Annotated in this window: 23 protein-coding genes; 9 read left to right on the top strand and 14 right to left on the bottom strand. The window is 34.0% G+C overall.

The window, feature by feature from the left end; genetic code table 11:
* Nucleotides 1-8: 8 nt before the first annotated feature.
* From BT156_RS17630 to BT156_RS17600, 7 genes are all read right to left on the bottom strand, one after another.
* Complete coding sequence (locus tag BT156_RS17630; protein ID WP_072412103.1) at nt 9-665, bottom strand: GDSL-type esterase/lipase family protein; 657 nt, start codon at nt 663-665, stop codon at nt 9-11.
* 72 nt (nt 666-737) lie between these two features.
* Nucleotides 738-1,208: a lipocalin-like domain-containing protein gene (locus BT156_RS17625; RefSeq protein ID WP_072412101.1), complete on the bottom strand. Its 471-nt coding sequence runs from the start codon at nt 1,206-1,208 to the stop codon at nt 738-740.
* A gap of 220 nt (nt 1,209-1,428) precedes the next feature.
* Nucleotides 1,429-2,592, bottom strand: a complete 1,164-nt coding sequence (locus BT156_RS17620; protein ID WP_072412098.1) for an iron-containing alcohol dehydrogenase — start codon at nt 2,590-2,592, stop codon at nt 1,429-1,431.
* 275 nt (nt 2,593-2,867) lie between these two features.
* Nucleotides 2,868-3,449: a hypothetical protein gene (locus BT156_RS17615; protein WP_072412131.1), complete on the bottom strand. Its 582-nt coding sequence runs from the start codon at nt 3,447-3,449 to the stop codon at nt 2,868-2,870.
* Nucleotides 3,450-3,512: 63 nt separating this feature from the next.
* On the bottom strand, nt 3,513-3,917 hold the full coding sequence (locus BT156_RS17610; protein ID WP_072412097.1) for a putative periplasmic lipoprotein: 405 nt from the start codon (nt 3,915-3,917) through the stop codon (nt 3,513-3,515).
* A 53-nt stretch (nt 3,918-3,970) separates the two neighbouring features.
* On the bottom strand, nt 3,971-4,636 hold the full coding sequence (locus BT156_RS17605; RefSeq protein WP_072412095.1) for a hypothetical protein: 666 nt from the start codon (nt 4,634-4,636) through the stop codon (nt 3,971-3,973).
* Nucleotides 4,637-4,699: 63 nt separating this feature from the next.
* Nucleotides 4,700-5,149 carry an SLATT domain-containing protein gene (locus tag BT156_RS17600; RefSeq protein WP_072412093.1) on the bottom strand — a complete coding sequence of 150 codons (450 nt, stop codon included), beginning with the start codon at nt 5,147-5,149 and terminating at the stop codon, nt 4,700-4,702.
* Between the two features lie 121 nt (nt 5,150-5,270).
* Between BT156_RS17600 and BT156_RS17595 the strand changes: the two genes are divergently transcribed.
* A complete protein-coding gene (locus tag BT156_RS17595; protein WP_072412091.1) occupies nt 5,271-7,805 on the top strand; it encodes a phosphoenolpyruvate carboxylase in 2,535 nt (844 codons plus the stop codon).
* A gap of 264 nt (nt 7,806-8,069) precedes the next feature.
* Here the strand turns inward: BT156_RS17595 and BT156_RS17590 are convergent, their stop codons facing one another.
* Nucleotides 8,070-9,683 carry a S8/S53 family peptidase gene (locus BT156_RS17590; RefSeq protein WP_072412089.1) on the bottom strand — a complete coding sequence of 538 codons (1,614 nt, stop codon included), beginning with the start codon at nt 9,681-9,683 and terminating at the stop codon, nt 8,070-8,072.
* Between the two features lie 86 nt (nt 9,684-9,769).
* Between BT156_RS17590 and BT156_RS17585 the strand changes: the two genes are divergently transcribed.
* The 3 genes from BT156_RS17585 to BT156_RS17570 all read left to right on the top strand — a co-directional run bounded on the left by BT156_RS17585 (nt 9,770) and on the right by BT156_RS17570 (nt 12,896).
* On the top strand, nt 9,770-10,894 hold the full coding sequence (locus tag BT156_RS17585) for a DegT/DnrJ/EryC1/StrS family aminotransferase (RefSeq protein ID WP_072412087.1): 1,125 nt from the start codon (nt 9,770-9,772) through the stop codon (nt 10,892-10,894).
* A 451-nt stretch (nt 10,895-11,345) separates the two neighbouring features.
* Entirely contained in the window at nt 11,346-12,368 is a 1,023-nt protein-coding gene (gene galE, locus BT156_RS17575) for a UDP-glucose 4-epimerase GalE (protein WP_072412083.1), read from the top strand.
* Between the two features lie 90 nt (nt 12,369-12,458).
* Entirely contained in the window at nt 12,459-12,896 is a 438-nt protein-coding gene (locus tag BT156_RS17570) for an adenylyltransferase/cytidyltransferase family protein (protein WP_066750249.1), read from the top strand.
* 51 nt (nt 12,897-12,947) lie between these two features.
* On the opposite strand, the gene BT156_RS17565 is transcribed toward BT156_RS17570, so the two are convergent.
* The 5 genes from BT156_RS17565 to pnuC form a co-directional block, all read right to left on the bottom strand.
* Nucleotides 12,948-15,533 carry a TonB-dependent receptor domain-containing protein gene (locus BT156_RS17565; protein WP_072412081.1) on the bottom strand — a complete coding sequence of 862 codons (2,586 nt, stop codon included), beginning with the start codon at nt 15,531-15,533 and terminating at the stop codon, nt 12,948-12,950.
* 167 nt (nt 15,534-15,700) lie between these two features.
* Nucleotides 15,701-16,726 (bottom strand): endolytic transglycosylase MltG, encoded by a 1,026-nt coding sequence (mltG, locus tag BT156_RS17560; RefSeq protein ID WP_072412079.1) that lies wholly within the window; start codon nt 16,724-16,726, stop codon nt 15,701-15,703.
* Nucleotides 16,727-16,757: 31 nt separating this feature from the next.
* Nucleotides 16,758-17,525: a diaminopimelate epimerase gene (dapF, locus tag BT156_RS17555; RefSeq protein WP_072412077.1), complete on the bottom strand. Its 768-nt coding sequence runs from the start codon at nt 17,523-17,525 to the stop codon at nt 16,758-16,760.
* 94 nt (nt 17,526-17,619) lie between these two features.
* Nucleotides 17,620-18,297, bottom strand: a complete 678-nt coding sequence (locus tag BT156_RS17550) for a hypothetical protein (protein WP_072412075.1) — start codon at nt 18,295-18,297, stop codon at nt 17,620-17,622.
* The gene (gene pnuC, locus BT156_RS17545) at nt 18,294-18,971 is read right to left on the bottom strand and encodes a nicotinamide riboside transporter PnuC (RefSeq protein WP_072412073.1); all 678 of its coding nucleotides are present in this window, start codon (nt 18,969-18,971) and stop codon (nt 18,294-18,296) included. Before pnuC ends, BT156_RS17550 begins: the two co-directional genes overlap by 4 nt.
* 165 nt (nt 18,972-19,136) lie before the next feature.
* On the opposite strand from pnuC, the gene BT156_RS17540 reads away from it, so the two are divergent.
* From BT156_RS17540 to BT156_RS17520, 5 genes are all read left to right on the top strand, one after another.
* The gene (locus BT156_RS17540) at nt 19,137-20,678 is read left to right on the top strand and encodes an APC family permease (protein ID WP_072412071.1); all 1,542 of its coding nucleotides are present in this window, start codon (nt 19,137-19,139) and stop codon (nt 20,676-20,678) included.
* A 58-nt stretch (nt 20,679-20,736) separates the two neighbouring features.
* Nucleotides 20,737-21,759 carry a WD40/YVTN/BNR-like repeat-containing protein gene (locus BT156_RS17535; protein ID WP_072412069.1) on the top strand — a complete coding sequence of 341 codons (1,023 nt, stop codon included), beginning with the start codon at nt 20,737-20,739 and terminating at the stop codon, nt 21,757-21,759.
* A 78-nt stretch (nt 21,760-21,837) separates the two neighbouring features.
* Nucleotides 21,838-22,749 carry a sialate O-acetylesterase gene (locus BT156_RS17530; protein ID WP_072412067.1) on the top strand — a complete coding sequence of 304 codons (912 nt, stop codon included), beginning with the start codon at nt 21,838-21,840 and terminating at the stop codon, nt 22,747-22,749.
* Between the two features lie 90 nt (nt 22,750-22,839).
* Nucleotides 22,840-24,198, top strand: coding sequence for an oxygen-independent coproporphyrinogen III oxidase (gene hemN / locus BT156_RS17525; RefSeq protein ID WP_072412129.1), 1,359 nt, complete (start codon nt 22,840-22,842; stop codon nt 24,196-24,198).
* A gap of 3 nt (nt 24,199-24,201) precedes the next feature.
* The gene (locus tag BT156_RS17520) at nt 24,202-25,407 is read left to right on the top strand and encodes a hypothetical protein (RefSeq protein ID WP_072412065.1); all 1,206 of its coding nucleotides are present in this window, start codon (nt 24,202-24,204) and stop codon (nt 25,405-25,407) included.
* Between the two features lie 14 nt (nt 25,408-25,421).
* Here BT156_RS17520 and BT156_RS17515 read toward each other — a convergent pair whose 3' ends face one another.
* Nucleotides 25,422-26,792 carry a PQQ-dependent sugar dehydrogenase gene (locus BT156_RS17515; RefSeq protein WP_072412063.1) on the bottom strand — a complete coding sequence of 457 codons (1,371 nt, stop codon included), beginning with the start codon at nt 26,790-26,792 and terminating at the stop codon, nt 25,422-25,424.
* Nucleotides 26,793-26,806: the final 14 nt, after the last annotated feature.

Below are 26,806 nucleotides of genomic sequence, written 5' to 3'. Positions count from 1 at the left end.
GTTGAAAATTATTTCATATAAGGATTCATCACCTTTGTCCAGATCTGATAGCCTTCCGGAGTCATGTGAAGCATATCTTCTACAAAAAGTTCCTTTCTTACATTTCCGTTGGCGTCTTCCATTGCTTTTGTGATATCAATGAATTCTGCATTCGGTTCTTTCTTCATAAAAGCTGCAATTTTTTTATTGGCTTCTTTCATTTGAGGCCAAAGGCTTTCTCTGCTTGGCGAGTATTTTATGGAGATATAGTCAACTTCAATATTCGGGAACTTATCTCGAATCTTTTTGTAGAACGTTTTGTATCGGGTAACAACTTCTTTCGCTTTTAGTTTATGATTGTCGGCGAAATCGTTTTCACCACAATAAACAATAATTTGTTTTGGTTGATAAGGAGAAAGCAGATCATTCGCATAATAATTAAGATCAGTTAATCTTGATCCTCCAAATCCTCTGTTGATGATTGTTTTATCGGGAAAATAATTGGCAACATCAGTCCATTTTGTGAAAGATGAACTTCCAACTAAAAGAATAGCATCTTTAGCAGGTGCATTCTCCTGATCTAATTTTTTGAAATTTTGAATGTCCTGCCAGTACATCGGTTTTTTTTCCTGTGAAAAGAAAAAGGCAAGGGTCAGCAATAAGAATGCTGATAACATCTTCTTCATTTTTTAATAATTTTTAGTAATTAAAATTCTTTCTCATAAAAAAAACTCCCGATAAAATCGAGAGTTTTTGTTTTATCTTTTAAAAGTAGTATAATAAAGATCGTTGATTGTATCTCCGTTATAATCTCCATCACCAGGAACTTCCATTAGTTTCAGTTCCGAGCTTGAAAGGATGATTACTCTATATTTCTCTTTAACATTGTTGTCATACGTTATTACCATATCTTTCGTTTCAGCATCATAAGTATATTTACCTTCACCTTGCGCGCTGATCTGGCAATCAGCTCCTACACCTCCATAATATTTGTATGATGTGGAATAATCGGTACTGAACGAAGTCACATTTTTTAATTCACATCCTACAGGATTGTAAGTATCAAGTACCGTTTTACCGTCTTTCCCTGAAATGATCTCAGTTTTAGTGACTTTCCATTCACCTTGCAGTGTGTCTAAGTCGTAAGCTTGAACATCATCATCTTCGCAAGAAGTAAGCGAAGTAAGCGCCAAAGCGGAAAAGGCAAATAAAAGTAGCTGTTTTTTCATTATCACAAATTTAAGAATATGCTAAAATATAAATAAATTTGAAATATTTATAATGAAATTAAGGTTTTTTAAACGAATGTTTGTAAAAAAGATAATTTGAAGAAAGGGTTTAGGGCTTAAGTTTTAGGAATTAGGTTTTTAAAGATGAAATTAACAGTAAATTTTCCGTTTAAAATTATCCTCATAGCTAAACCCTAATTCCTATTATTTAATTCCTAATTTAATAACTCATCTCTACAATCTTGTACGCATCCTGAGGAGTCAGTTTCTTATGCTCACCCAAACCTACCCAATTCCTTTCTGTAAAGGCTTTTTCCACTCTTTCGGCAGTACCTTTATAGTCTTCCGTATATTCTGAAAGTTTGGTTTTGATATCAAGACTGTGGAAAAATTCTTCCATTTTTTTAATTCCTAATTCTGCCTTTTCTTCAACAGTTCCGTCTTTGATTCCCCAAACTCTTTCTGCGTATTGAGCTAATTTTCCTTTTTTAGACTCAAAATTATAACGGTAATGAGATGGTGCGATTACTGCCAATGTTCTTGCGTGATCAATTCCGTAATAGGCTGTTAATTCGTGACCCATGGCGTGAACTGCCCAGTCTGTAATAACACCTTTCTGGATTAATCCATTCAAAGCCATTGTACAACACCACATAAAGTTTCCGGCTGCATCATAATTGAAATCATCAGCCAAAATTTTTGGAGCTGTTTCCTGTAAACTGATCAGGATACTTTCCGCAATTCTTTCCTGTAAATCAGCAGAAGACGGAGCGGTCATATATTGTTCTAAAACGTGAGTATAGGCATCTGTTAATCCATTGACGATTTGTCTTTTTGGAATTGATCTTACAACTTCCGGATCCAAAACAGAAAATTCAGGGAATAGTCCGGGACCTCCTGATGATAATTTTTCGTTCGTTTCTCTTCTTGAGATCACATATCCTGAGTTCATTTCAGAACCTGTTGCTGGCAATGTTAAGATAGAACCGAAAGGCATTCCTTCACCTTCAAAAGTTCTTACCGGTTTTTTTAGGATTTCCCAAGGTTCACCTGCGTAATTTGCTGCAGCAGAAAGGAATTTTGTTCCGTCAATCACAGAACCGCCGCCAACAGCCAGAAGATAAGTGATATTTTTTTCTTTGATAACCTGTAAAGCTTCCACTAAAACTTCATATTCAGGATTGGCAGGAACGCCACCGAATTCATGAACATTATAACCATTTAAAGCTTCTTTTACCTGATCGTAAACACCGTTGCTTTTGATGCTTCCGCCACCGTAGATCATTAATATTTTAGCGTCTTTAGGAATTTCCTTTGAAATCTTAGCGATCTCACCTTTCCCGAAAAGTATTTTTGTTGGATTTTTAAACTCGAAATTAAGCATTGTTCTTAAATTTATTTAAGCCAAATTTACGCAATGCAAAGTGAAAATTGAGTTAAGGAAGTTTTAAAATTCTTATGATTGTGTTTCATTAAAACTATTGAAATTTGATGTGTTTATAATCTACACACAAATATATACATACACGCTGTCATTCAGAACGGAGCAAAGCGAAGTGAAAAATATCAACTTAATTTTCTTAACTACTTAATCCAAACTTAATGGTTCAAATTAAAGCATAGTTAGATTCTTCCTTCGTCAGAATGACAGAGTGTGGATTAATAAGTTCCATTACTTTTTGCCTCCAATTTCCCTGTTTTTCTATTGATCTTCACAAAAAACGATTCTTTTTGAATATCATTTTTCGTTTTAGAAACATACATCGAAATATATTGATCATCAATTTTATAAGAACCGCCTAATTTACTACTTGTATCAACTTTAAAACCATACGTTTCTGCAATCAAAATCGCTTCCGGCAAATTATCAACAAATCCGATGAAACTTCTCAATTGCTGTTCATTATTAAAATATTCCGTTTTGCCATTTTTACAGGCTAAAATATAGGAGAAGCAGTCACTTGTTGTACATTGCTGAAAGAAACCTTTTTCCGGTGCCGGATCATTGAGCGTCATATAATCAGGCATCTGACTTTCGTAAATAATAGCCTTATCAGGATCCGGATCTTCAATGTTGCGGAGAACAGACCAATATTGATATTTTGTATCAGGCTTAATAAAAGGGTAGAGGAATTCAGTGCTGTCAAGGATTTCGGGGATTTTTTTGTAATCCTCGGAAACCGTTTTTTGGGAAAGGAATAAAACTGGTATTAAAAAAGAGATGATTAAAATAATTTTCATGCTTATTATTTTTCTGGACGGAATTTTACCCATGCTCAGAGACAATTTTACTATTAGCTATTTTTATTCCAAAACAATTTTATAATATCCTTTTTCATCTGTTACATCAATTCCGACACCTTTGAAAGTTAATTTATTGATCTGATAACCATCACAACCTCCTTTAAATTCAGATGATTGTATTGAAAAATCAAAAACTTTAAGATTGGAATAGAAAGTATAATTTTTTGTACCATTATAAGCGCCCACATTTTCCAAAATGATCCTATCGTCAGATGTTTTGGTCAATTGTACGCCGATTTGATTTTCGTCACTGATTGAAAAAGGAGCAAGAGTTCCATTCGTGACCAGATTTTCACCATCAGCATTAACGAATTCAAAAGCGATCGTCTGAGGAGCATTGTAGCAATCGTCACCACACGCTGTAAAAACAAAAGCCATTACAAGGAATATGAATATTTTTTTCATTGGATTAATTTCTGTGATTTGTAAAATTAATCATTAATGTGTTGTATTCAAAATTATAATAAACTTGAATTATTATGGCGAGCCCTGAATATTTTTAGAACCTGTGAAAGCTGATAATCTGTAATATCAAAATCATCAATGTTAATTTCTATTTTTTCGTTGTTGTGAAAAAAGTATAAATAATTAACTTCAGGCTTGTAATCATGTTTGGATTCACGACTTACCAAACGTTTTACAATAATTTTTTCAAGCTGGATTTCATTCCACAAATATCTTGGATTATCTTTTACCTGAATACCTTTTCCATTAATTGAGATCATGATTTTAGATATTTTCTTAATTTCTAAAATAATTTTTACAATAAAATAAATAGTAAATGCTGTTAACAATGCGACGATAAACATTGTCATGAAATTGAATTTCATAATGATGCAGGAAAGAAAAAATATTCCCAGGATCACAAAAATACTATAGATAGAAATGGCAATGATTCTTCCCGAAAGAGAATATTTAACAATAACTTCATCGAGAAGTGGAGTTTCATCATATTCAATTTTATCGCTTTTGTGAATATTATATTCTTTATAAATGAAAACTCCATTGATAAATGCACCAATAAAAAATATGATAGAAAGGATGAAAAAATATTGTAATAAATAGACTCCTATTAATAAAGCTAAAATTCCTAAAATTGAATAGAAAATGATACCGAATTTCATTGTGTTTTTTAATTTTTGCAAAGATATATTTTAAACTCAATTCAGAGAAGGATCATAAGAATATTATTTTTTAACTTCTTTCGTTTTATCAATATCCGTACTAATAAGATCTCTGGCATAAGAAGTAGCCTTTTGATATTTTCCCAGAAATGTTGCCTTAAATTCATCATTAATTTTTCCTTCTTTCATAAATTCATACACAATCTCGGCTCTGATAGTTCTAAGCTCGAATAAAACAAGTTTATAAGTATTTTTCTTATTATCAACTTGAAATAAAGTGTCAAATGCTGTAACTGCAGTTGTTACCGCGCCTAAAATCAAAATAGTTTTAGCATTACTAAGGTCTTCAATTTCTGACATTCCTGCCAAAACGGTAATTATTCCTGCAAAAATAATTTGGGTAATTCGGATAATGTAAAACAGCCAAATATAATTATCAGCTTTTCTTTCAATTCTGTTAATTTCCTTTTGTATCTGAATATAAAAAGGATCAGTTATAGAGTCTTCTTTCATGGTAAATAGTTTTAAATAAAGTTATTGAATTAATTCTATGAAAGAATATTAATTGTATAATTAATGAATTTTTAAAAGAAACATCATTTGAATTCAAACCAAAATCCCCTACATTTGTTATATGATACACGACCAACGCGCAGAAAAATTCAGGCAGATCGTTGAAAATAAATTCCAGATCTACAATTCATTATTTATGAGCCTGCCTTATGATAAAATGACGAATATCGGGATGTTGCTTCCGTTTTTGTATGAAGAAAGTAAAAACGGCTATGAAGCAGGAAAAACGCCTGAACAGATTGTCGAAGAATTCTTTACAAGTCATACAGATTTACAGTCGGAAGAGCAAAAACTCGAACTCCTTTTCAAAATCATTCAATATATAGAAAGACAGGTCGTTTTGTTCGACAGTATCGAAGATGCCGCCTTCCCAAGTCTGCATTCAGAAAGTGACAGCGGAACGGTGACCAATCTTTTTGAACGCTCACTTCTGGATCATAAACTGGAAAAAGTACGTGAAAAATTAAAGGATTTTACCGTAAAAGTTGTTTTTACCGCGCATCCAACACAGTTTTATCCAAGTTCGGTTCAGAGAATTATTCAGGATTTGAGAACGGCAATTACGACCGATTCTGTAACAAACATCGATACTTTACTCCAACAATTAGGAAAAACACCTTTTGTTAATAAAGAAAAACCTACTCCTATCGATGAGGCGCTGAGTATTATTTCTTATTTGAGATATGTGTATTATGACACGATTGGTGAACTGTTTACGAAGATCAGGAACACTTTCGGAAACGGACATTTTCACCTTCATGAAGATATTATTCAGCTTGGTTTCTGGCCGGGCGGTGACAGGGACGGAAATCCTTTCGTTACGGCTGATGTTACAAAAAGAGTGTCGGAAGAACTTCGTTCAGCTATTTTGAAATCATATTACAGTCATTTGAAATTTATCAGAAGAAGATTGAGTTTCAGAGGAGTTTCAGAGGTTTTACAAAAACTGAATGACGAATTATACGCTGCTATTTTTAATAATGAAAAAATAACGACTGAAGATATTTTAAAAAGAGCCAACGAAGCAGAAAAGATCTTGGTTGAACATCATAATTCTTTGTTTTTGGAGCTTTTGGTGAATTTCAGAGACCGTGTTAAGATCTTCGGGACGCATTTTGCGACGTTGGATGTTAGACAGGACAGCAGAATTCATCAACAGGTAATTGATGAAGTTCATGCTAAGGTTTTTGGAAATATTGAAGCGACGAATGATGAGAAATTCAATCAGTTAATTCAAATTTCAGATAAAGTAAATACGGATGATTTTGAAGGAATTGTTCAGGATACTTTACTGACGGTTTCTCAAATCACAGGAATCCAGCAAGCCAATGGATTCAGAGGAATGAATCGTTATATTATTTCCAATTCTGATGCCGTAAAAGATGTGATGAATGTCTATGCATTCTTCAAAGTTTGCGGCTACAAAGATGAAGATATCAACATGGATATTGTTCCGCTTTTCGAAACGATGGAAGGTCTTGCCAATGCTGAAAATGTGATGAATGAATTATACCAAAATCCAATCTATAAAAAGCATCTTGAAAAAAGAGGAAATCAGCAGACGATCATGCTTGGTTTTTCTGACGGAACAAAAGACGGCGGATATTTAAAAGCCAACTGGGAAATTTATAAAGCGAAAGAAATTTTAACTAAACTTTCCGAAGAAAGCGGAATTAAAGTAGTATTCTTCGACGGCAGAGGAGGGCCTCCCGCAAGAGGTGGCGGAAAAACCCACGATTTCTATGCTTCTCAAGGAAATACGATTGCCAATAATAAGATTGAATTAACGATCCAGGGACAGACGATCACAAGTATTTTCGGAAATAAAGAACAGGCAAAATACAATTTCGAACAACTTTTAACGGCCGGAGTTGAAAATGATGTTTTCAAAAATTCTAAGAAGGATTTAACCGGAAAAGAAAGAAAACTGATCATCGAATTGGCAGATATCAGCTATAAAAAATATTCAGATCTTAAAGCGCATCCAATGTTTGTTCCGTATTTACAGGAAATGAGTACGTTGGAATATTACGGTAAAACCAATATCGGAAGCCGCCCGTCAAAACGCGGTGGCAACAGCGAGTTGAAATTTGAGGATTTAAGAGCTATTCCGTTTGTGGGATCATGGTCTCAGTTGAAACAAAACGTTCCCGGATTCTTCGGTTTCGGATTTGCGATGGAAGAAATGAAAAAGCAGGGAAGGTTTGAAGAAGTAAGAGATTTGTACAAAGGTTCGGACTTCTTTAAAACGTTGGTTTTGAACTCGATGATGAGTATGAATAAATCATATTTCCCATTAACCTATTATATTAAAAGCAATCCAAAATTCGGAGCCTTTTGGAATATTCTTTTTGAAGAATATAACCTTTCAAAAGATATTATGCTTGAATTAACAGGCTTTAAAATGCTTCAGGAAGAAGATCCTTTGTCAAGAAAATCGGTGAAAATTCGTGAAAAAATTGTTCTACCATTATTGAGTATTCAGCAATATGCTTTAATGAAAATTCAAAAAGGAGAAGGGAATAAGGAAGCCTATGAAAAATTGGTGACGCGTTCTCTGTTTGGAAATATTAATGCGAGCAGGAATTCGGCTTAAATTAAATTTTGAACTAAAGTTTGTCATTCAGAACGAAACGAAACGAAGTGGAGTGTGGAATCTATGCCTACTTTTTTATAAGAGTTTAGATTCTTCCGAAATGACAAATGTTGGATTTAAAATTACACTTAAAAAGGCTTTGACTCCGCTCAGCCTGACATCGCTACAAATTCAATGTTTAGTATTAGAAGTGTCAGGCTGAGCGGAGTCGAAGCCTTTAAATTAGAATTAAAAAATTCTCTCAAATTGAGAGGATTTTTTAATTTATTCCTTTATAAATTTTTCATAATAAACCTTATCCTTCGTCTGAATTTTCAGATAATAAGTTCCTTTTGCAAAATCTTCTACTTTTATTGATTTTTGATTATTATTTTTAGTAATCAATCTTCCTAAATTATCATAGATTTCTAAAGATAAGACATTGTTTTCTGTAGCAATATTCAAGATGTTTTTCACAGGATTTGGGAAAATGGCTACTTGCTTTTGCTTTACAATTTCGGATGTATTTAATGTTCCGTTGTAGAAACTTCCGAAATTTAGAATTCCAAATCCCATTTGGTCGGTGTGAGCTGGAGATAGAGAAGCGGTTTGTCTTAATTTATTTCTCATCAAATCTCTGTTCATCGTTGGGAATGCCTGAATCAAGCAAGCGACTCCTCCCGTAGCAATTGGTGTTGCAATAGAAGTTCCGGAAACTGTAGTTGTAGAATTATTATTAACAGTAAAAGCTCCGCTTCCTCTTGTACTTCCGTCCGGTTTTACGACACCGACAGAATTGGGACCGTAAGAGGAGAATCCTGAAGAAGCTCCCGCAGAATCAACCGATCCAATCGTGAAAACTTTAGCATTGTCAGCAGGCGTTATGATATAATGCCACGGTTGTTGCCCCGAGTTTCCTGCTGCTACGAGAAGGAAAATTCCTTTATTAACAGCAATTTCGGAAGCTCTTGCGATAAATGAAGTGGTTCCGTTCATATTGGCATAGGTGTAATTATATCTTGAATCGTCGAATGTATTATATCCCAATGAGGTTGTAATAAGATCTACGCCCTTTCTGTCGGCTTCCTCAGCAGCTTCGATCCAATAGAGTTCCTCTTCGGGGATTTCAACGGTTGCATTTTCGCTTCGGTACAAATAAAAATCGGCATCGGGCGCAGAACCTACAAACGTATTTTGTATAAATCCTCCAATAGCTCCCAAAACTACAGTTCCATGCGCATTTAATGAAGGATTATAAATATCTGTACTTTTTGCAGCAAAATCATATCCGCCTTTGATCTGATTATTGGTCCATAATCTCGCGTAAGCCGAACCTGTATTTACGGTCGGGAAACCGCTGTCGATCACAGCAATGGTAACTCCCGTTCCTGTATAACCTGCAAGGTGAAGCTGTCTTAAATTAATTTGATCAATCTGGTCTGAACCGGAACCATAATCAAAAGTTGTTAATGTTTTGCTGGTTGAATAATTGGAATTAAAATCTGCCCATTTATTAACATTCGAAGTTTTGGGAACACCGGACGAATTTCTGGCAAAACTTTCCACTGAGCCAACGTAAGGCTGAGCCTGAAGCGTAATAATCTGTGCCGGAGTGGCATTAACGGCAACTCCATTCAGCCATTTCGAATAATCAGTAACGGTAAATCCCAGATTCTGAATGTTTTGAATGTAAGATTGTTCGATCGGAGCATCCTGATCATTCAATGAAATTCCTAATGCTGTACGTCTGTTGAGGGACTTTTGGGACAGTTCTGATAACGGATTGGCATAAAATGCAGTCTTGTTCGGTTTATCATTAAAATAAACAAAAACAAGCTGTGTTTGTGCAGAAACGGCCGAGTAACCCGTTAAGATACAAAAGAGTAAAAGTTTTTTCATGTATTTATTTTGTATAAAGATAAAACAAAATCAATAAAATTTTTGACAGGATTTTAAATTCCTTATTTTTACACAAATATTTATTTATGAAAAGAATTCAGATGGTTGACTTACAAAGTCAGTATTACAAAATAAAGAATGATGTAGATAATGCAGTTTTAAATGTAATGGATTCGGCGGCTTTCATCAACGGCCCCGAGGTAAAGTCTTTCCAGAATGAATTGGAGTCTTATTTAGAAGTAAATCATGTGATCCCGTGTGCGAACGGAACAGATGCTTTACAGATTGCTTTGATGGCTTTAGACCTGAAAGAAGGGGATGAAATAATCACTGCAGATTTTACTTTTGCAGCTACTGTGGAAGTTATTCATTTACTTAAACTTAAATCTGTTTTGGTAGATGTAGATTACGATACATTCACGATTTCAACAGAAGCGATCAAAAAAGCGATCACTCCAAGAACAAAAGCGATCATTCCTGTACATATTTTCGGACAGTGTGCAAATATGGAGGAAATTTTAAAAATTGCTGAAGAGCATAATTTATATGTAGTTGAAGACAATGCACAGGCAATCGGTGCAGAATTTACTTTCTCAGACGGAACAGTAAAACAAGCCGGAACAATGTCTACTGTGGGAACAACTTCATTCTTCCCTTCGAAAAATCTTGGATGTTACGGAGATGGTGGTGCAATTTGCACTAATAATGATGATTTAGCACACCGTTTAAGAGGAATCGTTAACCACGGAATGTACGAAAGATACTATCATGATGAGGTTGGGGTTAACTCTCGTTTAGACAGTATTCAGGCTGCGATTTTAAGAAAAAAACTTCCCAATCTAGATTCTTATAATGAGTCCAGAAGAAAAGCAGCTGATTATTATGACGAAGCTTTTGCAGGAAACGAAAATATTTTGACTCCGAAAAGAGCAGAAAACTCTACGCACGTATTTCACCAATATACATTGAGAATTTTGAACGGTAAACGTAACGATCTTCAAAAATTCTTAGCTGAAAAAGAAATTCCTGCAATGATCTATTATCCTGTGGCTTTGAGAAAACAAAAAGCATATTATCAGGAAAGTAATGATGCTGATTTTGTGAATACGGATAAGCTTTTGGATCAGGTTATTTCGCTTCCAATGCATACAGAATTGGACGAAGAGCAGTTGAAGTATATTACGGATGCTGTGTTGGAATTTATGAGGTAAGGTATGCTTCACGACGAAAGAATACTTAAAAATAAGTTTGCTTATTTTTATGCTATAATTTTTTGTTTTTTATGGCTGTTATATTTTGGCTATTTTACTTTATTAATGATAACAAACAATTTTATTATTAATGAAAATTATGTTAGTTTAAAATATGTATTTTATATATTGACATTAGGAATTTTTTCCACTTTGTTAGTTAGCTTTATTTGTATTTTTAAAGAATCAAAGAAATTTTTTATAAATTTTAATATTGCAATATTTCTAATCATTTTGCTTCATCTTATTAGATATCTTATTGATTTTAAAGAAATTCATTTGCAGTTTGTATATTTTATAATTTTCCTATTAGGTTCTGGAATTCTAATAAACTTTTTTCGCCATAAAATTAAAAATAACGAAATAGAAGAAATAGGAAAACACAATGATTAAAAATAACAATTACTAAAAAATGGCAATACTCGTAACGGGAGGTCTTGGATATATTGGTTCTCATACAGTTGTAGAACTTCTGAATAATAACTTTGATGTTGTTATTGTTGATGATTTATCCAATTCTGAAAAATTTATTTTAAAAAATATAGAAGAAATTGCGGGGAAAAAGCCTGTTTTTTATCCTTTTGATTTAAAGAGAAAGGAACTTCTGACGCAGGTTTTTGATGCTCATCAGATCGATGGATGTATCAATTTTGCAGCATATAAAGCAGTTGGAGAAAGTCAGGAAAGACCTGTTGATTATTATGAAAATAATTTGTTTTCTCTAATCAATATCCTTCAGGAGTTTAAAACCAGAGGACTTTCAAATTTTATTTTCAGTTCGTCTTGTACAGTGTACGGCCAAGCGGATGAAATGCCAATTGACGAAAATACTCCATTGAAAATGCCTGAAAGTGTTTATGGCAAGACCAAGCAAATGGGCGAAGAAATTCTGATCGATTTTGCAAAGGCTTACAACAGAAAAATCTCTTTGTTGAGGTATTTTAACCCGATCGGAGCACATCCATCTGCAAAATTAGGAGAATTACCAATTGGTATTCCGAATAATTTGGTACCTTATGTTATGCAAACGGCAGCCGGAATCCGTGAAAAACTAAGTGTTTGGGGCGATGATTATCCAACGGTAGACGGAACAGCAGTTCGTGATTATATTTACGTTGTAGATTTGGCTAAGGCTCACGTTGCGGCTTTAAAAAGCTTAATGAACAATCAATCCGAAGAATCTACGATTGATATTTATAATTTAGGAACAGGGAAAGGATCATCTGTTTTGGAGGTTGTAAAAGCTTTTGAAACCGCCAATAATGTAGCAGTACCTTACAAAATCTGCGATAGGAGAGAAGGCGATATTACGATTGCCTACGCCAACGCAGGTAAAGCAGAGAAAGAGCTTAATTGGAAGTCTGAAACGAGTTTGGAAGAAGCGTTAAGAACCACTTGGGAGTGGCAGAAATATTTAGAATCAAGAAATAATTAATTTAATAAAAATATAACTAAAAATACTTTGCTGAATTTCGGTTTAATCCCTTAGAATACCTTTATTTCGGCGAAATTTTAAATACACATTATGAAAACAGAAAGAATAGGCATTACATTTTCCTCATTTGATTTATTACATGCAGGTCACATCAAAATGTTGGAAGAAGCAAAAACGGTTTGCGATTATCTAATTGTAGGTCTTCAAATTGACCCGTCTCATGACCGTCCGACTAAAAATAAGCCCACACAAACTATTGTTGAGCGCTATATTCAGTTGAAAGCAGTAAATGCGGTTGACGAAATCATTCCTTATTACACAGAACAGGATTTGGAAGATATTTTAAAGTCTTTTGTGATTGATGTAAGAATCATCGGGGATGATTATATGGACAAAGACTTCACAGGTAAAAAATACTGTGAAGAAAAAGGCATAGAAATTTTTTACAACAAAAGAGATCACAGATTTTCCTCGAGCGACCTAAGGAAAAGAATCTTTGAAGCCGAAATGGCAAAAGCTACAAAATAAAAAAATCCCGAAATAAATTTATTTCGGGATTTTTTGTGATTATATTTTATCCTACATTGGGCTTTGCTCGTCCCCGCCTGTATCATTGGCGTTAATGTCTTTTTTCTTTTTAGGCTGTTCTACCTTTTCCCCCTGTTTGAATCTGTATGTTAGAGAAACTGAGAACTGTCTTGGCTGCCACTGCATGTAAGAATCTCTCACTCCTGTTGCCAGATAGTTAGTGCTTCTCATAGAACGGGTATTGAAGATATCCTGCATATTAAAGGCAATTGTTCCGTCACCTTTCCATATCGTTTTGGATGCTCCCATATTTAAAGCATACATTGCTTTTCTATCTTGACTTGCAGTGTTTTGTGGACCTCTATAGAATCCTTGTAATTGGAAACTGAATGTTTTATCTACCTTAAATGTAGCATTTAATCTTGCTCTTGTAGAGAAACCACTACCATCATAAGGACGCTCTCTGGTAATGCTTGCTCCCGTAACATCAATAGTGTTATAAGTATAAAGTCCAGTTGTTTTATAACCAAATAAACTTACGTTACCCATTAATTTTAACCAAGGAAATACATCGGCTGTACCATTAAAGTCTAAACCATATTGTTCATTCGTTCCTAAATTTACAGGTGTCGTGAAATATACATTTGTTCTTTCATCATCCTGATATGCTACCGTTTTATCATCTCCTGTAGTTTTTCTATAGAAAAGGGTAGGGTTTAAAGTATATTTCTTTTTAGAAATACTGTATCCGAATTCAAATGAGTCAACATATGATGGATTCAGATTTACATTTCCTAAGAAAATATTCTGGTTGTCTGTGATAGAGAAATAGGGAACTAAAAAGAAAGAACGCGGTCTGTCAATTCTTCTCGAGTAATTTAATAAGAACTGATTGTCTTTTCCTAGATCGTAACTTAAGAATACGCTTGGGAACAGATTATTATACGTTTTATTTTCATTAATAGGCTTGCTTCCTTCAAGATTTCTGTAATCTACTTTTACATTAGAAAGTTCATCCCTAAGACCTAGCTGATATCCTAGGTTGCCAATTTTACTACGGAATTGTAAATAAAATGCATTGAACATTTCATCATAATTGGTAACGTTTGTGAAATTACCTAGAGGAGTAAAAGGTATATTTAAACCTAAAGCTCGATTGGCAGTATTATCATAGAAATTATCATTTCTGTCAATTCTATAACCAGCTTCTAGTTTTGCATTTTCACCAATAGGTAATTCGTAATCTATTTTACCAATTACAGATTTTGTTAGTGAATATTGAGAGTTATTACTTAGCTCATAATTTATTTTAGGAGTAATACCAATAATATTTCCAGAAGTATCTAAATCAGTAATAAAGTTTGATTCCTGATAAATATCTGTGTAATTATTGCTTCTGTTTCTCTGAAGACTTAATGAAACCGATAGATTATGTCCTTTATCATTAAATTTGTGATCCCAACCAAAATCTCCTTGAAACGCAAGGTTATTATTATTCCCGTCACTTGTTCTTAAAGTATAAGTATTTGGAAAATCGGGATTATTATAGAGGAAATTATAATTAATTGTTCCGTCTGTTTCACCATCAAATGTTCTTACTGTTCCAGATAAATTAAATGAGTTTTTATCATCCAAATCATAAACTAAACCAACAGTTGCATTATAATTTTTAAAATAATTTTTATTTTTAGTTTCCTGATCAGATCTTAATAATTGAAATTTTTTATTCTGATCATAATTGATATTACTGTTTCTACTTGTTGTTGTAGATTCACTATAACCACCGCCACCATTAAGAAACCAAGTCAATTTATTTTTTCTCCAGCTTAAATTAGCATTCAAATTGGTTTTTGGCTGATAACCAAGTGTTCCTACAACGCTTCCGTTAAAACCTACTTTTTTACTTTTCTTTAAGATGATATTTAAAATACCTGAAGTTCCGGATGCTTCAAATTTTGAAGATGGGTTTGTGATTACTTCAATTCTTTCAATCTGGTCGGCAGGAATACTTTGAAGAGCATTGCTTCCTTCAGAAATACCTAATAATGCAGAAGGCTTACCATTAATCAAAAATTTCACATTGCTGCTTCCCCTCATTGAAACAGTACCATCTGTATCTACTTCCACTGACGGAACATTCTGTAAAACATCCTGCAAATTCCCTCCTTTGCTTACAATATCCTGCGAAGGATCATACGTTCTTTTGTCTAATTCAACTTTATAAGGCTTTGTAGTTGGTGCAGTAAGCACAATACCTTCAATATCATGAGTTTTAACATTTGTAGCGCTTTTTTCAGCTTCTATAGATAAAGCTCCGATATTTCCGGCTGCTGAAATCTGCTTGTTGATAAGGCTTTTCTTGTAATCGATTGCCTCGATCGTGATGTCGTAGTTTCCCGGAGTAAGGTCTAGTTTATACTGTCCTTTCTCGTCGGTAAGCGTAGCATCACTGAATAATTTATTTGCTTTATTACTGAAAGTCACAGAAGCATAAGGAACAGGTTGGTTACTTTTATTAACTATCGTTCCTGAAATACCTGCTTTTTCCTGTCCAAAGGCGAACGCCGCCGCCGAGAGTACAAAAGTAAGCCCTAAAGTTCTTTTTGTGAAAATATTGATAATTTCCGTCTGATTCATAAGGTATTGTTTGTGTAAAATCGTGAAAAATCTTTCTTAATATTATGAAATTGTTAATTAAATACATTTCAAGATATTAAGTTTATTTTATTATTTATAAGATATATGTCGTTTTTTTAACCTAAATGTTAATTATTAGATTGTTAAAATAAAGTTAAATTTATTTATTATTTTATATTTTTTGAATTCAGCCAATCCTGATACGCTTTTGCATTAATTGCGTGCTCTTCTGCACTCGCAGTAAATTTGTGATATCCAAATCTTTTAGGATCTGCACACATAAAGATAAAGTTGTTGTTTTCCGCATTCAAAACGGCATCAACAGAGCTTTTATCTACAATACAAATTGGCCCCGGCGGAATTCCTTTATTAGCATACGTATTGTAAGGAGAAGGGGTTGTTAAATGTTTATAGAAAACTCTTTTTATTGGATCTTTAAAATTTGTCTGCTTATTGATGGCATAAATTACCGTTGGGTCAGATTGTAATTTCATCCCTTTTCTGTAACGGTTTAAATATAATCCTGAGATCGTTTTCATTTCATCCTTCTTACCTCCCGATTCTTTATAAACGATGGAAGCCAAAGCATAAATCTGATCTCTTGTTAAGCCGGATTGTTGTTCTTTAGCTTTTCTTTCGCTATTCCAAAACTCGTTGTACTGACTGTCAAACTTATTAAAGAACTCTTTTGGAGTTACCGTCCAGAAAAAATTATAAGTATCAATGAAAAAATATTTTTTCAGATCTTCTGCATTATTATATCCTTTTTCTGTGGCAATTTTATTAAAATCATTTACAAATTGTAAAGAATCCAGTTCTGTTTTCTTGGTTACTTTACCAACCATTTGATAAATATCTCCAAAATCACCAATTCTAAATGTATTCTCAGTCTGATTTCCGGCTTTGATCATATTTACCAAGTTGGTGTTTCCTGTTCCGCTTTGGATGTGGTAACGACCTGCTTTTAAATATTTATCAAGATTTTTATCCTTTGCAACATCTTCGAAAGATTCTTTATTTTTAATATATGGAGCAATAGAATCTAATACCTGTTTAAAACTTGCATTATGAGGGATCAAAACATATCCGTCTTTTTCTACGTTGTTTCCGTAATATTTAGTATAAAATCTAAAACCAAAAAATCCTGCAATTACGATAATTAGCAGAATGATAATGAGAATAGCTTTTTTCATTATTAAAATTGATTAAAAGTTTTTGTTGTTTTTAAATAAGATCTACTTTTCCTCTAAAGACCTGTTTTGCAGGACCCTCTAACCAAATGTTCTGGAAAGAATCTCCGTTTTTTTCAGCATACACTTTAAGGTTTCCGCCTAAAGTTTTAACTTTTACAGAGATTAGATTATGTTTTTGCAGAAAAGTTAAAGCAGAAGCTGTAACTCCTGTTCCGCAACTGAAAGTTTCGTCCTCAACGCCTCGTTCATAGGTTCTTACAAAGATTTCATCATCGGTAATTTTTTCAACAAAATTTACGTTGATACCTTTTTCTTTATAATTTTCAGAGTTTCTGATGCTATTTCCCTGTGCAAAAACATTGTAATTTACCAGGTCTTCCACATATTTTACATAGTGAGGTGAGCCGGTATTCATCACGGCATCTTCTCCGTCACTGGAAACAGTTTCTACATCAATCATTTTCAGTTTAATGATCCCGTTGTGGATTTCAGCTTCATGATCACCATCAATGGCGATGAATTTGCATTTATCTTCAAAAATATCAAGGAAAAAAGCAAAGGCTACAAGACATCTTCCACCGTTTCCACACATTGTGCTTTCTCCGCCGTCAGAATTATAATATACCATTTTAAAATCATAACCGTCTTCATTTTCCAATAAAATAAGACCGTCAGCCCCGATTCCAAAACGTCTGTCGCACAATTTTTCGATCGTATTTTTTTCTTTAGGAAACTGCAGATCACGATTGTCGATCATTACAAAATCATTTCCCGTGCCTTGATATTTATAAAATTCCATACTTTTCTTGTCTAAAATATAAACGTGCAAAATTACTATATTTAAAACAAAAAACGAACAGTGTTAGCTGTCCGTTTTCTTATTTATAATCGTTTTATCTAAATCCGCCTCCGGTTGATCTCGTGGGAGTTGTGGTTTGTGGAGCGCTCTGTGAGCCTGAACTGTTTCTAAATCCTCCGCTATTGCTGTTTGACGAGCTGTTATCGTTTCTAAATCCACCATTGTTGTTATTTTGTGGTGCGGGAGTAGTTTGTTGCTGATTTCTGAATCCGCCACTATTGTTATTTGATGGCGTACTGTTTCTAAATCCTCCGTTATTGCCATTATTCGCCGGTGGTGTAGTATTTCTGAAACCTCCGCTATTTTGATTACTTCCGGAATTTGAGTTTCTGAAACCTCCGTTGTTATTCCCGTTATTTCTAAATCCGTTTCCGTTATTATTTCTGTTTGAATTGGAATTTGTAGGGAAACCGTTATTAGGTCTCTGTGTAGTTGTTGTATTTCTTCTTTCTACATACACTTTTCTTCGGTTGCTTCCATAATAATATGGGGCGCCGTTGTCATAGTAATAATTGATATCATTTCTGTAATAATATCCGTCGTTACCATAATATCCGCCTCCGCCATAATATCCTTGCGGAGCATAATAATTTCCATTGTTATAATATGGATCTCCGTATCCATTATCTGTGTATCCGTCTGAATAAGCAAGACAAGATGTTAAGCTTGCTATAGCGAAAATACTTAATGTTATTTTTAATAAATTTTTCATGACTTTATTGTACTTTTTTCTTTAAAACTTTTTTTCCAACTGACGTATCCTAAGATCGCCATTATTGTAAATACCAAATATTGAACCGAAGTGATACCGAGACCCTTAAAAATCATCATCGGCATGCAAATAAAATCTCCGATGATCCAGAAAATCCAGTTCTCAATGCGCTGTTTGGCCATAAACCACATCCCGACTAAAAATATTGAAGTGGTGATAACATCCAGCCAATTTGCCCAGTCAAGATAATATAGACCTAAGTTGGTACCCTCCATTGAAAACCTATTATCAATGTAAGGTTTATAATAATATATGATGGTAACTAAAAGCAGACTTATTATGAAAAGGAAGATTGCAAAAACCCATTCTTTTTTGGTAGCCCACGTTACATCAACATGAATATGATCTTTAGAATTTTTAGCCCATAAAATCCAACCGTAAACACTCATTGCGGTATAATAAACGTTGATCATACAATCTCCCAATAATCCGAAGTTGAAAAGAATGTAAACATAAATCAAAGTAGAAACAATACCGGTAGGGTACACCCAAATATTTTTCCTGATGGAAAAATAAACACTTAAAATCCCGAAGACCGTTCCGCTGGCTTCTAACAGAATTTGTAAATCAGTATAGCTCTCATACGGTTTTACGAAAAGATCGTATAAATTCATGAGGTCAAAAATAAACAAAAATTCAGACACCTGAAAATGCCTTAAATTATATGTGAATCAGGTTTTTAAGTTTTAAAATTTAAAATAAATGACGAAAGTTTGTCAATAAACGTTAGTATTTCTAAATTTTTTATATTTTCGTAAATCTTTAATAAATAATAAAATATGTCTAAAATTTGGGTTAAAAAACCGATGAGCGCCTATGAAGCTGATATCAAAAAGAGTGAGCTGAAACGCGTTCTTGGAAAATGGAGCCTTACTGCTATTGGAATCGGAGCAATTATCGGAGGAGGAATTTTTGTATTGACGGGAACAGGAGCTTATTATAATGCAGGTCCTGCATTGGCTTTGTCATTTGTGATCGCAGGAATTGCCTGTGTATTTGCAGCTTTGTGTTATGCAGAATTTGCATCGATACTTCCTGTAGAAGGTTCGGCTTACGCTTATGCTTATGGAACAGTAGGAGAGATCTTCGCCTGGATCATTGGTTGGGGACTGATTCTTGAATACGCAATGGGATCAATGACAGTTGCAGTATCCTGGTCGGGATATTTCGCAAAACTTCTCAAGATGTTTGGGTTACATTTGCCAGCTTGGCTTACAACTGATCCACAAACGTATTGGGCGGCAGGAAACTCAGGTTTCTCAATGAATTTACCGGCATTTTTTATCGTTTTATTTGTAATTTCTATTTTAGTTAGAGGAACAAAAGGAGCGGCAAAAGCAAACAACTTTATCGTTATCCTTAAAGTTTCGGCTATCATTTTTGTAATTGTTGCTGGAGCATTTATTATTTTCGGTTCAGCTGATCCTTTTAAAAACTGGATTCCTTTCATCCCTGAAGCTACAACTATTACGGAAGGCGGGGTCTCGCATTCTGCATACGGTATAGGCGGAGTAGTGGCGGGAGCATCTGCTATTTTCTTTGCGTATGTAGGATTTGACGCAGTTTCCACACAAGCCGGAGAAGCGATTAATCCTAAAAAGGACGTTCCTTTTGCTATTATTACTTCATTAATTATCTGTACACTTTTATACATATTAGTATCTCTTGTTTTAACGGGAATGATGCATTATACAGATTTCAATCCACTTGGTAAATATCCTGATGCTATCAAAGCTCCTGTAGCTTACGCATTTGATATTGCCGGATATGCTTGGGCTGGTTACATCATTACGATTGCAGCGACAGTTGGTTTGATTTCAGTATTAATGGTAATGATCATGGGACAGTCAAGAATTTTCTTGGGAATGTCTAAAGATGGTCTTATCCCTGCTACTTTCTCAAAAGTAAACCCTAAAACTGGGGTTCCAACGAAAAACCTTATTATTTTGGGAGGTGTAATTTCTGTTGTTGCTTCTTTAACACCAATTAATGACCTTGCTCACATGACAAGTTTCGGGACTTTATTCGCATTCACGATGGTTTGTGTTGCCGTTTGGGTATTGAGGGTAAAAGAACCTAATTTACAGAGAAATTTCAAAGTTCCGGCTTTACCTTTGATCGCTTGTTTAGGTATTTTAATTAATGTTTATTTGATTTTTAACTTAAGTAAAGAAGCTAAACTATATTCTTTTGCTTGGTTAATTATCGGTTTCATTATTTATTTCCTATACAGTAAAAGAAACTCTAAACTTCAAAACGGAGGTTTTGGAGAAACTTTTAAAGCTGAACAGCAGCCTTTAGAAAAACCAGATCTAGATTAATTAAAAAATATTCAACTTAAAATCCACAGAATTCTGTGGATTTTTTATTTTTGCTAATATGAAAAAGCCTTTACCATTTTTATTTTTATTCTTGGGAATACTTACATTTTCTCAACAAGTAGAAAGTCTGACAACTATTTTAAATGATAAAATAAGCATCCGAGCTTTGGAAATTTATGATGGGAAAGTCTGGTACAGCGGAACAGATTCAAAGTTTGGTTGTGTTGATTTAAAGAATTTTAATAATCAAAAACAGATCAAATTATCCGAAAAGAAACTTCAATTCAGAACTTTGGCTCAGGATAAAACTTCATTTTATGCTATAAATATTGAAAGTCCGGCTTACTTTTTTAAGATTGATAAAAAAAGTTTGAAATCACAAACGATATTTACAGATACTACAAAAACTGCTTTTTATGATGCTTTACATTATGTAAATGAGGATTTGGCATATGCGTTCAGTGATTCTGATAAAGATAATAATTTAAAGCTTGCCGTTTTTAATTCAAAAGGAAGGAATAAATGGTATTTGATTGAAAATGAACGTAAACTAAATCCCGGTGAAGCCGCATTTGCAGCAAGTAATACTAACATAGCTTCAACTAAAAACTATCTCTGGATTGCAACAGGGGGAAAAGCATCGCGAATTTTAAGGTTAGCATTTAAAAATGAAAAGTTTGAAATATTCGATACACCTTTTATTCAGGGAGAATCTTCTCAGGGAATGTATTCGATAGATTTTATTAACGATAAATTCGGGATTGCAGTTGGTGGAGATTATACAAAACAAGATGCAAATGTCAATAATATTGCAACGACTAACGACGGTGGAGAAACATGGCAAATTCAGGCTTCCGGAAAAAATGCGGGATATACAACTTGTGTAAAAATTAAACCAAATTCAAAAGGAAAAGAAATTATTTCCGTTGGAGATCAACACATCAGTTATTCCTCAGATTTTGGAAAAACGTGGAAGAAAATTTCAGATGAAAAAGGATTTTTTGTCTGTAAATGGGTGAACGGAAATACAATTGTTTTGGCTGGAAAAGACAAAATATCTTTACTTAAATTAAAATTTTAAATTTTTCATATAGAGCATATCTCTTTAAAAACGTCTTATTAAAACTTTCTTCAACTTAATTTTGGTTAAAATTTTCGCATGAAAAACTTTAAAATATTCTTTCTTTTACTAATTCCAGCTTTATTTTATACACAAAAAATTAGAGTTTTTATTCTGGCCGGACAATCCAATATGAATGGTTTCGGTTACAGTAAAGATCTTCCGAATGATTTGAAAAATTTTAAAGACGTCTATATTTTTCAGGGAAATTCAGTTCCGGACGGAGATTTGAATGGCGGAGTCGGAAAATGGGATGTTTTAAAACCCGGACATGGGACCGGATTTAAAACAGATGGGAAAACCAATGCGCTTTCAGACCGATTCGGTTTAGAAATCACTTTTGCGAAAAGAATGAAAGAACTTTTCCCGAATGATAAAATTGCCTTAATAAAGTATGCAAGAGAAGGAACTTCCATCGACAGCCTCGCAGCTGCTAATTTCGGATGCTGGGATGCAGATTTTAACGGAAAAAATGGAATCAACCAATACGATAACTTTTTAAAAACCGTGAAAAATGCTTTATCTGAAGCGGATATCGACGGAAACGGCAAAAAGGACGAATTGATACCTTCCGGAATTCTTTGGATGCAGGGTGAAGGTGATGCAAGTTTCACAGAAGAAATTGCCAATAAATATTACGATCACCTGAAAATATTGATGAATCAAATGAGAGCAACTTTATTAATCGATGATCTGCCTGTTGTGATCGGGAAAATCTCAGATTCCGGGAAGAATGAAGTCGGGAAAGTTTGGCCGACAGGGGAGTTGGTGCAATATGCTCAGGAAAAATTTGTGAAGAATGATAAAAATGCTGCAATCATCCGATCAACGGTGAAATATAATTACGGAAATGACCCTTGGCACTATGACAGTGCAGGTTACATCGATTTGGGAAAGAATTTTGCGGATGCGGTATTTAGACTCATTATAAATTTCGAAAAGAAACCCTAATATAATTCATGATTTAAAATTCATAAGTTATATTTAATTTTGCAATATGAAATTCCTTTTGGAGTTCCTTTTTTTAAATTTACATTTTCAATGAATTCTTTAATAGATAAATATAATATTCCGGGACCTCGTTATACTTCTTATCCTACTGTTCCTTATTGGGACGAGAGTACTTTTTCACCTGAAAAGTGGAAGGAAAGCGTTGTAAGGTCATTTAAGGAAAGCAATGCAGCGGAAGGAATTTCTATTTACATCCATTTGCCTTTCTGTGAGGCTTTGTGTACGTTTTGTGCGTGTCACAAGCGTATTACAAAACAGCATAGCGTAGAAACACCTTATTTGGAGAGTGTTTTAAAAGAATGGAAGCTTTATCTGGAGCTTTTTAATGAAAAGCCAAAATTAAAAGAACTTCATTTAGGCGGAGGAACACCAACATTTTTTTCTCCTAAAAACTTAAAAACTTTATTGGAAGGTATCTTTGAAAGTGTGGAAATTGCAGAACATCCTGAGTTTTCTTTCGAAGGTCACCCGAATAATACAACGAAAGATCATCTTCAGACTTTGTATGATCTAGGTTTCAGAAGGGTAAGTTTTGGGGTTCAGGATTACGATCCTAAAGTTCAGAAAGCGATCAACAGAATTCAGCCTTTTGAAAATGTAAAAAATGTGACGGAATGGGCTAAAGAAATTGGCTACAGAGGGATCAGTCACGATTTGGTTTTCGGACTTCCGCATCAGACTTGGGAAGCGATGGAACATACAATTCGTAAAACAATGGAATTAAAACCTGACAGACTTGCTTTTTATTCTTACGCGCACGTTCCGTGGGTAAAAGGAGTTGGACAAAGAGGTTTTGATGAAAATGACCTGCCAAGCGGAGAAGAAAAACGCCGTTTGTATGAAGATGGTAAAAAATTATTGGAAGATCTAGGATATATTGAAGTGGGAATGGATCATTTCTCTTTGGAGCATGATGATTTGTACCAATCATTAATTCAGAAAAAGCTTCACAGAAACTTCATGGGATATACTTCGAGCAACACTCAATTGATGGTTGGTCTTGGAATGTCTTCTATTTCTGATTCATGGTATGCTTTTGCTCAGAATGTAAAAACGGTTGAAGAGTACCAGAAGACGGTTGAAGAGGGTGAAATCCCTGTGGTAAAAGGGCATATTTTAAATGAAGAAGATCTGACTGTAAGAAGACATATTTTGAATTTAATGTGTCAGCTTGAAACAACTTTCGATGCTCAAAACTCTTTCCCTGAGCTGGAAAATGCTTTTGAAATGCTGACAGAAATGGAAAAAGACGAGTTGGTTGAAATTCATGATAATCAGATAAAAATTACCGAAAAAGGTAGAGCATTTACGAGAAATGTTGCGATGGTTTTTGACCTTAGAATGATGAGAAACAAACCTGAGACAAGAATTTTCTCAATGACGATCTAGTCTATGAAGGGGAAGGTTCTGCTTGCTTTACTTTATTTGTATGCACTGATTTTCAGTGTTCTTAAAACGATAAGATTTCCGAATGAGTGGTCAGAAGCGCATTGGCTGATCGATTATCGGTTCGGATTTATTAAAAGAGGTCTTGCAGGACAAATATTTGGTTTCTTTTTTCAGAAAAATGAATTTAATATTCTGTTGGTTTCAGCAGTAATATTGTTGATTCTTTATGGATGTATATACTTTATTGTCTTAAAACAGACGAATAATCTTTCGAAAAATATCTATCAAGTAGTATTTTATTTAGTTTTCTTTCTGTCGCAGTATATGGTTTTAAGTGCCCATATCATTGGTTACTTTGACCATATTGTTTTTTTATTGACGATATTGATTATTTATTTAATAAGAAAAAATCTGATCTTTCTTTCATCAATATTGGTCTGCATAAGTTTGCTGATTCATGAAATATCTTTTTTCCTGACAATTCCTATTTCTCTTTTTGCTTTAATTGTCGCAGAAATGTCCGATGAAAAATTTTCTTTCAAAGAAGCTTTTAATATAAAATTAGTCAAGAAAAGTGTTTTATTTCTGACGCTTCCTGTTGTTTTGATGTTCTTTTTGTCTTATTATCAGGAACTTTATGGAAAGGAGAATTATTTAAATTTGTTCAATTATCTTAATGGTTCAGGGTTTATTAAAAAAGATATTGCAGATCTGGTTGCAACATCGTACACTGAAAAATTTACACATTATTTAGAAACAGAGAGTAAAAGTTTTATTATAAAAATGATTTATCATAAATCTTTCGCTTTTAGTATTCCGATTTTGTTTTTACTGTTTATTGTTTACAGAGAATACCAAAGAATAGGTTTGCCTTTATTTTTTCTATTCATGATCGCTGTTTTTTTCCCACTATTACTTCATTTCGTTGCATGGGATACGTATAGAATCTGGGCTTTTCCTTATATGACGATGTTTTTGGGATATTGGATCTTGAATTTGAAATTTAAAAATAATGCAGATAAGCCGAAACAATTTCCTGTTGTATTAATGATAATTTCAGCGTTGGTAATGGTTTTCTTAGCAATAACTCAACCCGAATTATTTGATTTTGAAGTGGCAAGATTTTCTTTAATTGAAAGAATATTGATGGTAATTCCAATTCTTGCTGGATTTTGGTATTTTATAAAAGCCCCAAAAAGAATATTCTGAGGCTTTTAATTTTTTTATTTGATAATCAATTTCTGACTATAAGATTTAAGCTCCCCGGATTTTAAATTAATATAATAGACTCCTGCAGGAATTCCAGTAATATCAATGCTGTTATCGCTGTTGATCTTCGCATTTTCAAGAACTTTTCTACCTTCTGAGCTTATAATTTCGGCGGAAATATCTTTATCTTTCAAACCGTCAATAAAAACTTTTTTAGAAGCAGGATTCGGATATACTTTGATTTGCTTCAAGCTATTGTTTTCCTGTGTAGATAAAGACGTTTCTGTTTTAATTTTATAAATTTTTCCATTATTTACAGCCGCAACATAAAGTTCTTTTTGGTTGTCTTCCCCAAAAGTTGAGAAATTATTGCCCGCAAATGAGGTTGTCCATGTAATTGAATTTCCAGAATCTAAAACTCCAATCTGTGGAGTACAATAATCTGAAAAAAGATACTTCCCTTGAAGAGTAGGATAGGTCGTTCCTCTGTAAACGTAACCTCCGGTTATGGAGCATCTTCCCCCCGAATGATCATAAACGGCAACTGGGAAAGTCATTGTTGAAGCACTCTGACAGCCTGTCGTGTTGTAGGCTGTATTTCCTTCATAACAGCGCCATCCGTAGTTGATTCCGGCCTGTGTGAGCGGCATTCTGTTGATTTCTTCAATCTGTCCCTGTCCAACATCTGCAATCACCGCATTTCCTGTTGTAAGGTCAAAAGACCATTTCCAGGCATTTCTGAGTCCGTAAGCCCAGATTTCGTCTAAGCCATCAACAGTTGAGCCAATAAAAGGATTTCCTGACGGGATATTGTATGGTCCCGTTGCATTAACATCAATTCTCAACATTTTCCCTAACAGAGAATTTTTGTTTTGAGCATTGTTGTTGGGATCTCCACCGCTTCCGCCATCTCCGGTGACGATCCATAAATTTCCGTCTGGGGCAAAATGAATACTTCCGCCATTGTGATTGTCGAATGGTTTTGGAATATTCAGTAAGATCTTTTCAGAATTAGGATCTGCAACATTCGCATCGGAAGTTACGGTGTATCTCGCAACGATAATATTTCCTGCCGTGTTGTTGTAATACACAAAAAAATACCCGTTTGTCGAGTATTGTGGATGAAATGCCAAGCCTAAAAGTCCTCTTTCGCCGCCATAAAGAATTTTAGAACTGATATTTAAAAAATTCGTGGCGTTAATTGTCCCGTTTGGTTGAATAATTTTAATCATTCCGTTCTGCTGCACTACAAAAAGCCTACTGTCATTAGCATTTGTAATCTCGACCGGAGCCGTAAGTCCGGTGGCAAATTCTTCCAAAATAATTGTTTGAGAATTAAGGATTAAGGAAGAAAAAATACTTGCCGTAAAAAGTAATTTTTTCATAATATTTTGATATT

The organism is Chryseobacterium limigenitum (genome assembly GCF_900114875.1).
GTDB lineage: Bacteria > Bacteroidota > Bacteroidia > Flavobacteriales > Weeksellaceae > Chryseobacterium > Chryseobacterium limigenitum.
The sequence above is the reverse complement of the archived record's forward strand: the minus strand, read 5'-3'. Positions and strand labels throughout refer to the sequence as shown.

What these genes read in the sequence shown, in the direction of transcription:
- BT156_RS17610 (WP_072412097.1), bottom strand. Translation starts at nt 3,917, where the DNA reads ATGAAAAAAATATTCATATTCCTTGTAATGGCTTTTGTTTTTACAGCG.
- BT156_RS17535 (WP_072412069.1), top strand. Translation starts at nt 20,737, where the DNA reads ATGAAAAAGCCTTTACCATTTTTATTTTTATTCTTGGGAATACTTACA.
- pnuC (WP_072412073.1), bottom strand. Translation starts at nt 18,971, where the DNA reads ATGAATTTATACGATCTTTTCGTAAAACCGTATGAGAGCTATACTGAT.
- mltG (WP_072412079.1), bottom strand. Translation starts at nt 16,726, where the DNA reads ATGAAAAAAGCTATTCTCATTATCATTCTGCTAATTATCGTAATTGCA.
- BT156_RS17630 (WP_072412103.1), bottom strand. Translation starts at nt 665, where the DNA reads ATGAAGAAGATGTTATCAGCATTCTTATTGCTGACCCTTGCCTTTTTC.
- BT156_RS17620 (WP_072412098.1), bottom strand. Translation starts at nt 2,592, where the DNA reads ATGCTTAATTTCGAGTTTAAAAATCCAACAAAAATACTTTTCGGGAAA.
- BT156_RS17520 (WP_072412065.1), top strand. Translation starts at nt 24,202, where the DNA reads ATGAAGGGGAAGGTTCTGCTTGCTTTACTTTATTTGTATGCACTGATT.
- BT156_RS17550 (WP_072412075.1), bottom strand. Translation starts at nt 18,297, where the DNA reads ATGAAAAATTTATTAAAAATAACATTAAGTATTTTCGCTATAGCAAGC.
- BT156_RS17540 (WP_072412071.1), top strand. Translation starts at nt 19,137, where the DNA reads ATGTCTAAAATTTGGGTTAAAAAACCGATGAGCGCCTATGAAGCTGAT.
- BT156_RS17595 (WP_072412091.1), top strand. Translation starts at nt 5,271, where the DNA reads ATGATACACGACCAACGCGCAGAAAAATTCAGGCAGATCGTTGAAAAT.
- BT156_RS17600 (WP_072412093.1), bottom strand. Translation starts at nt 5,149, where the DNA reads ATGAAAGAAGACTCTATAACTGATCCTTTTTATATTCAGATACAAAAG.
- BT156_RS17615 (WP_072412131.1), bottom strand. Translation starts at nt 3,449, where the DNA reads ATGAAAATTATTTTAATCATCTCTTTTTTAATACCAGTTTTATTCCTT.
- hemN (WP_072412129.1), top strand. Translation starts at nt 22,840, where the DNA reads ATGAATTCTTTAATAGATAAATATAATATTCCGGGACCTCGTTATACT.
- BT156_RS17590 (WP_072412089.1), bottom strand. Translation starts at nt 9,683, where the DNA reads ATGAAAAAACTTTTACTCTTTTGTATCTTAACGGGTTACTCGGCCGTT.
- BT156_RS17585 (WP_072412087.1), top strand. Translation starts at nt 9,770, where the DNA reads ATGAAAAGAATTCAGATGGTTGACTTACAAAGTCAGTATTACAAAATA.
- BT156_RS17530 (WP_072412067.1), top strand. Translation starts at nt 21,838, where the DNA reads ATGAAAAACTTTAAAATATTCTTTCTTTTACTAATTCCAGCTTTATTT.
- BT156_RS17515 (WP_072412063.1), bottom strand. Translation starts at nt 26,792, where the DNA reads ATGAAAAAATTACTTTTTACGGCAAGTATTTTTTCTTCCTTAATCCTT.
- galE (WP_072412083.1), top strand. Translation starts at nt 11,346, where the DNA reads ATGGCAATACTCGTAACGGGAGGTCTTGGATATATTGGTTCTCATACA.
- BT156_RS17570 (WP_066750249.1), top strand. Translation starts at nt 12,459, where the DNA reads ATGAAAACAGAAAGAATAGGCATTACATTTTCCTCATTTGATTTATTA.
- dapF (WP_072412077.1), bottom strand. Translation starts at nt 17,525, where the DNA reads ATGGAATTTTATAAATATCAAGGCACGGGAAATGATTTTGTAATGATC.
- BT156_RS17625 (WP_072412101.1), bottom strand. Translation starts at nt 1,208, where the DNA reads ATGAAAAAACAGCTACTTTTATTTGCCTTTTCCGCTTTGGCGCTTACT.
- BT156_RS17605 (WP_072412095.1), bottom strand. Translation starts at nt 4,636, where the DNA reads ATGAAATTCGGTATCATTTTCTATTCAATTTTAGGAATTTTAGCTTTA.
- BT156_RS17565 (WP_072412081.1), bottom strand. Translation starts at nt 15,533, where the DNA reads ATGAATCAGACGGAAATTATCAATATTTTCACAAAAAGAACTTTAGGG.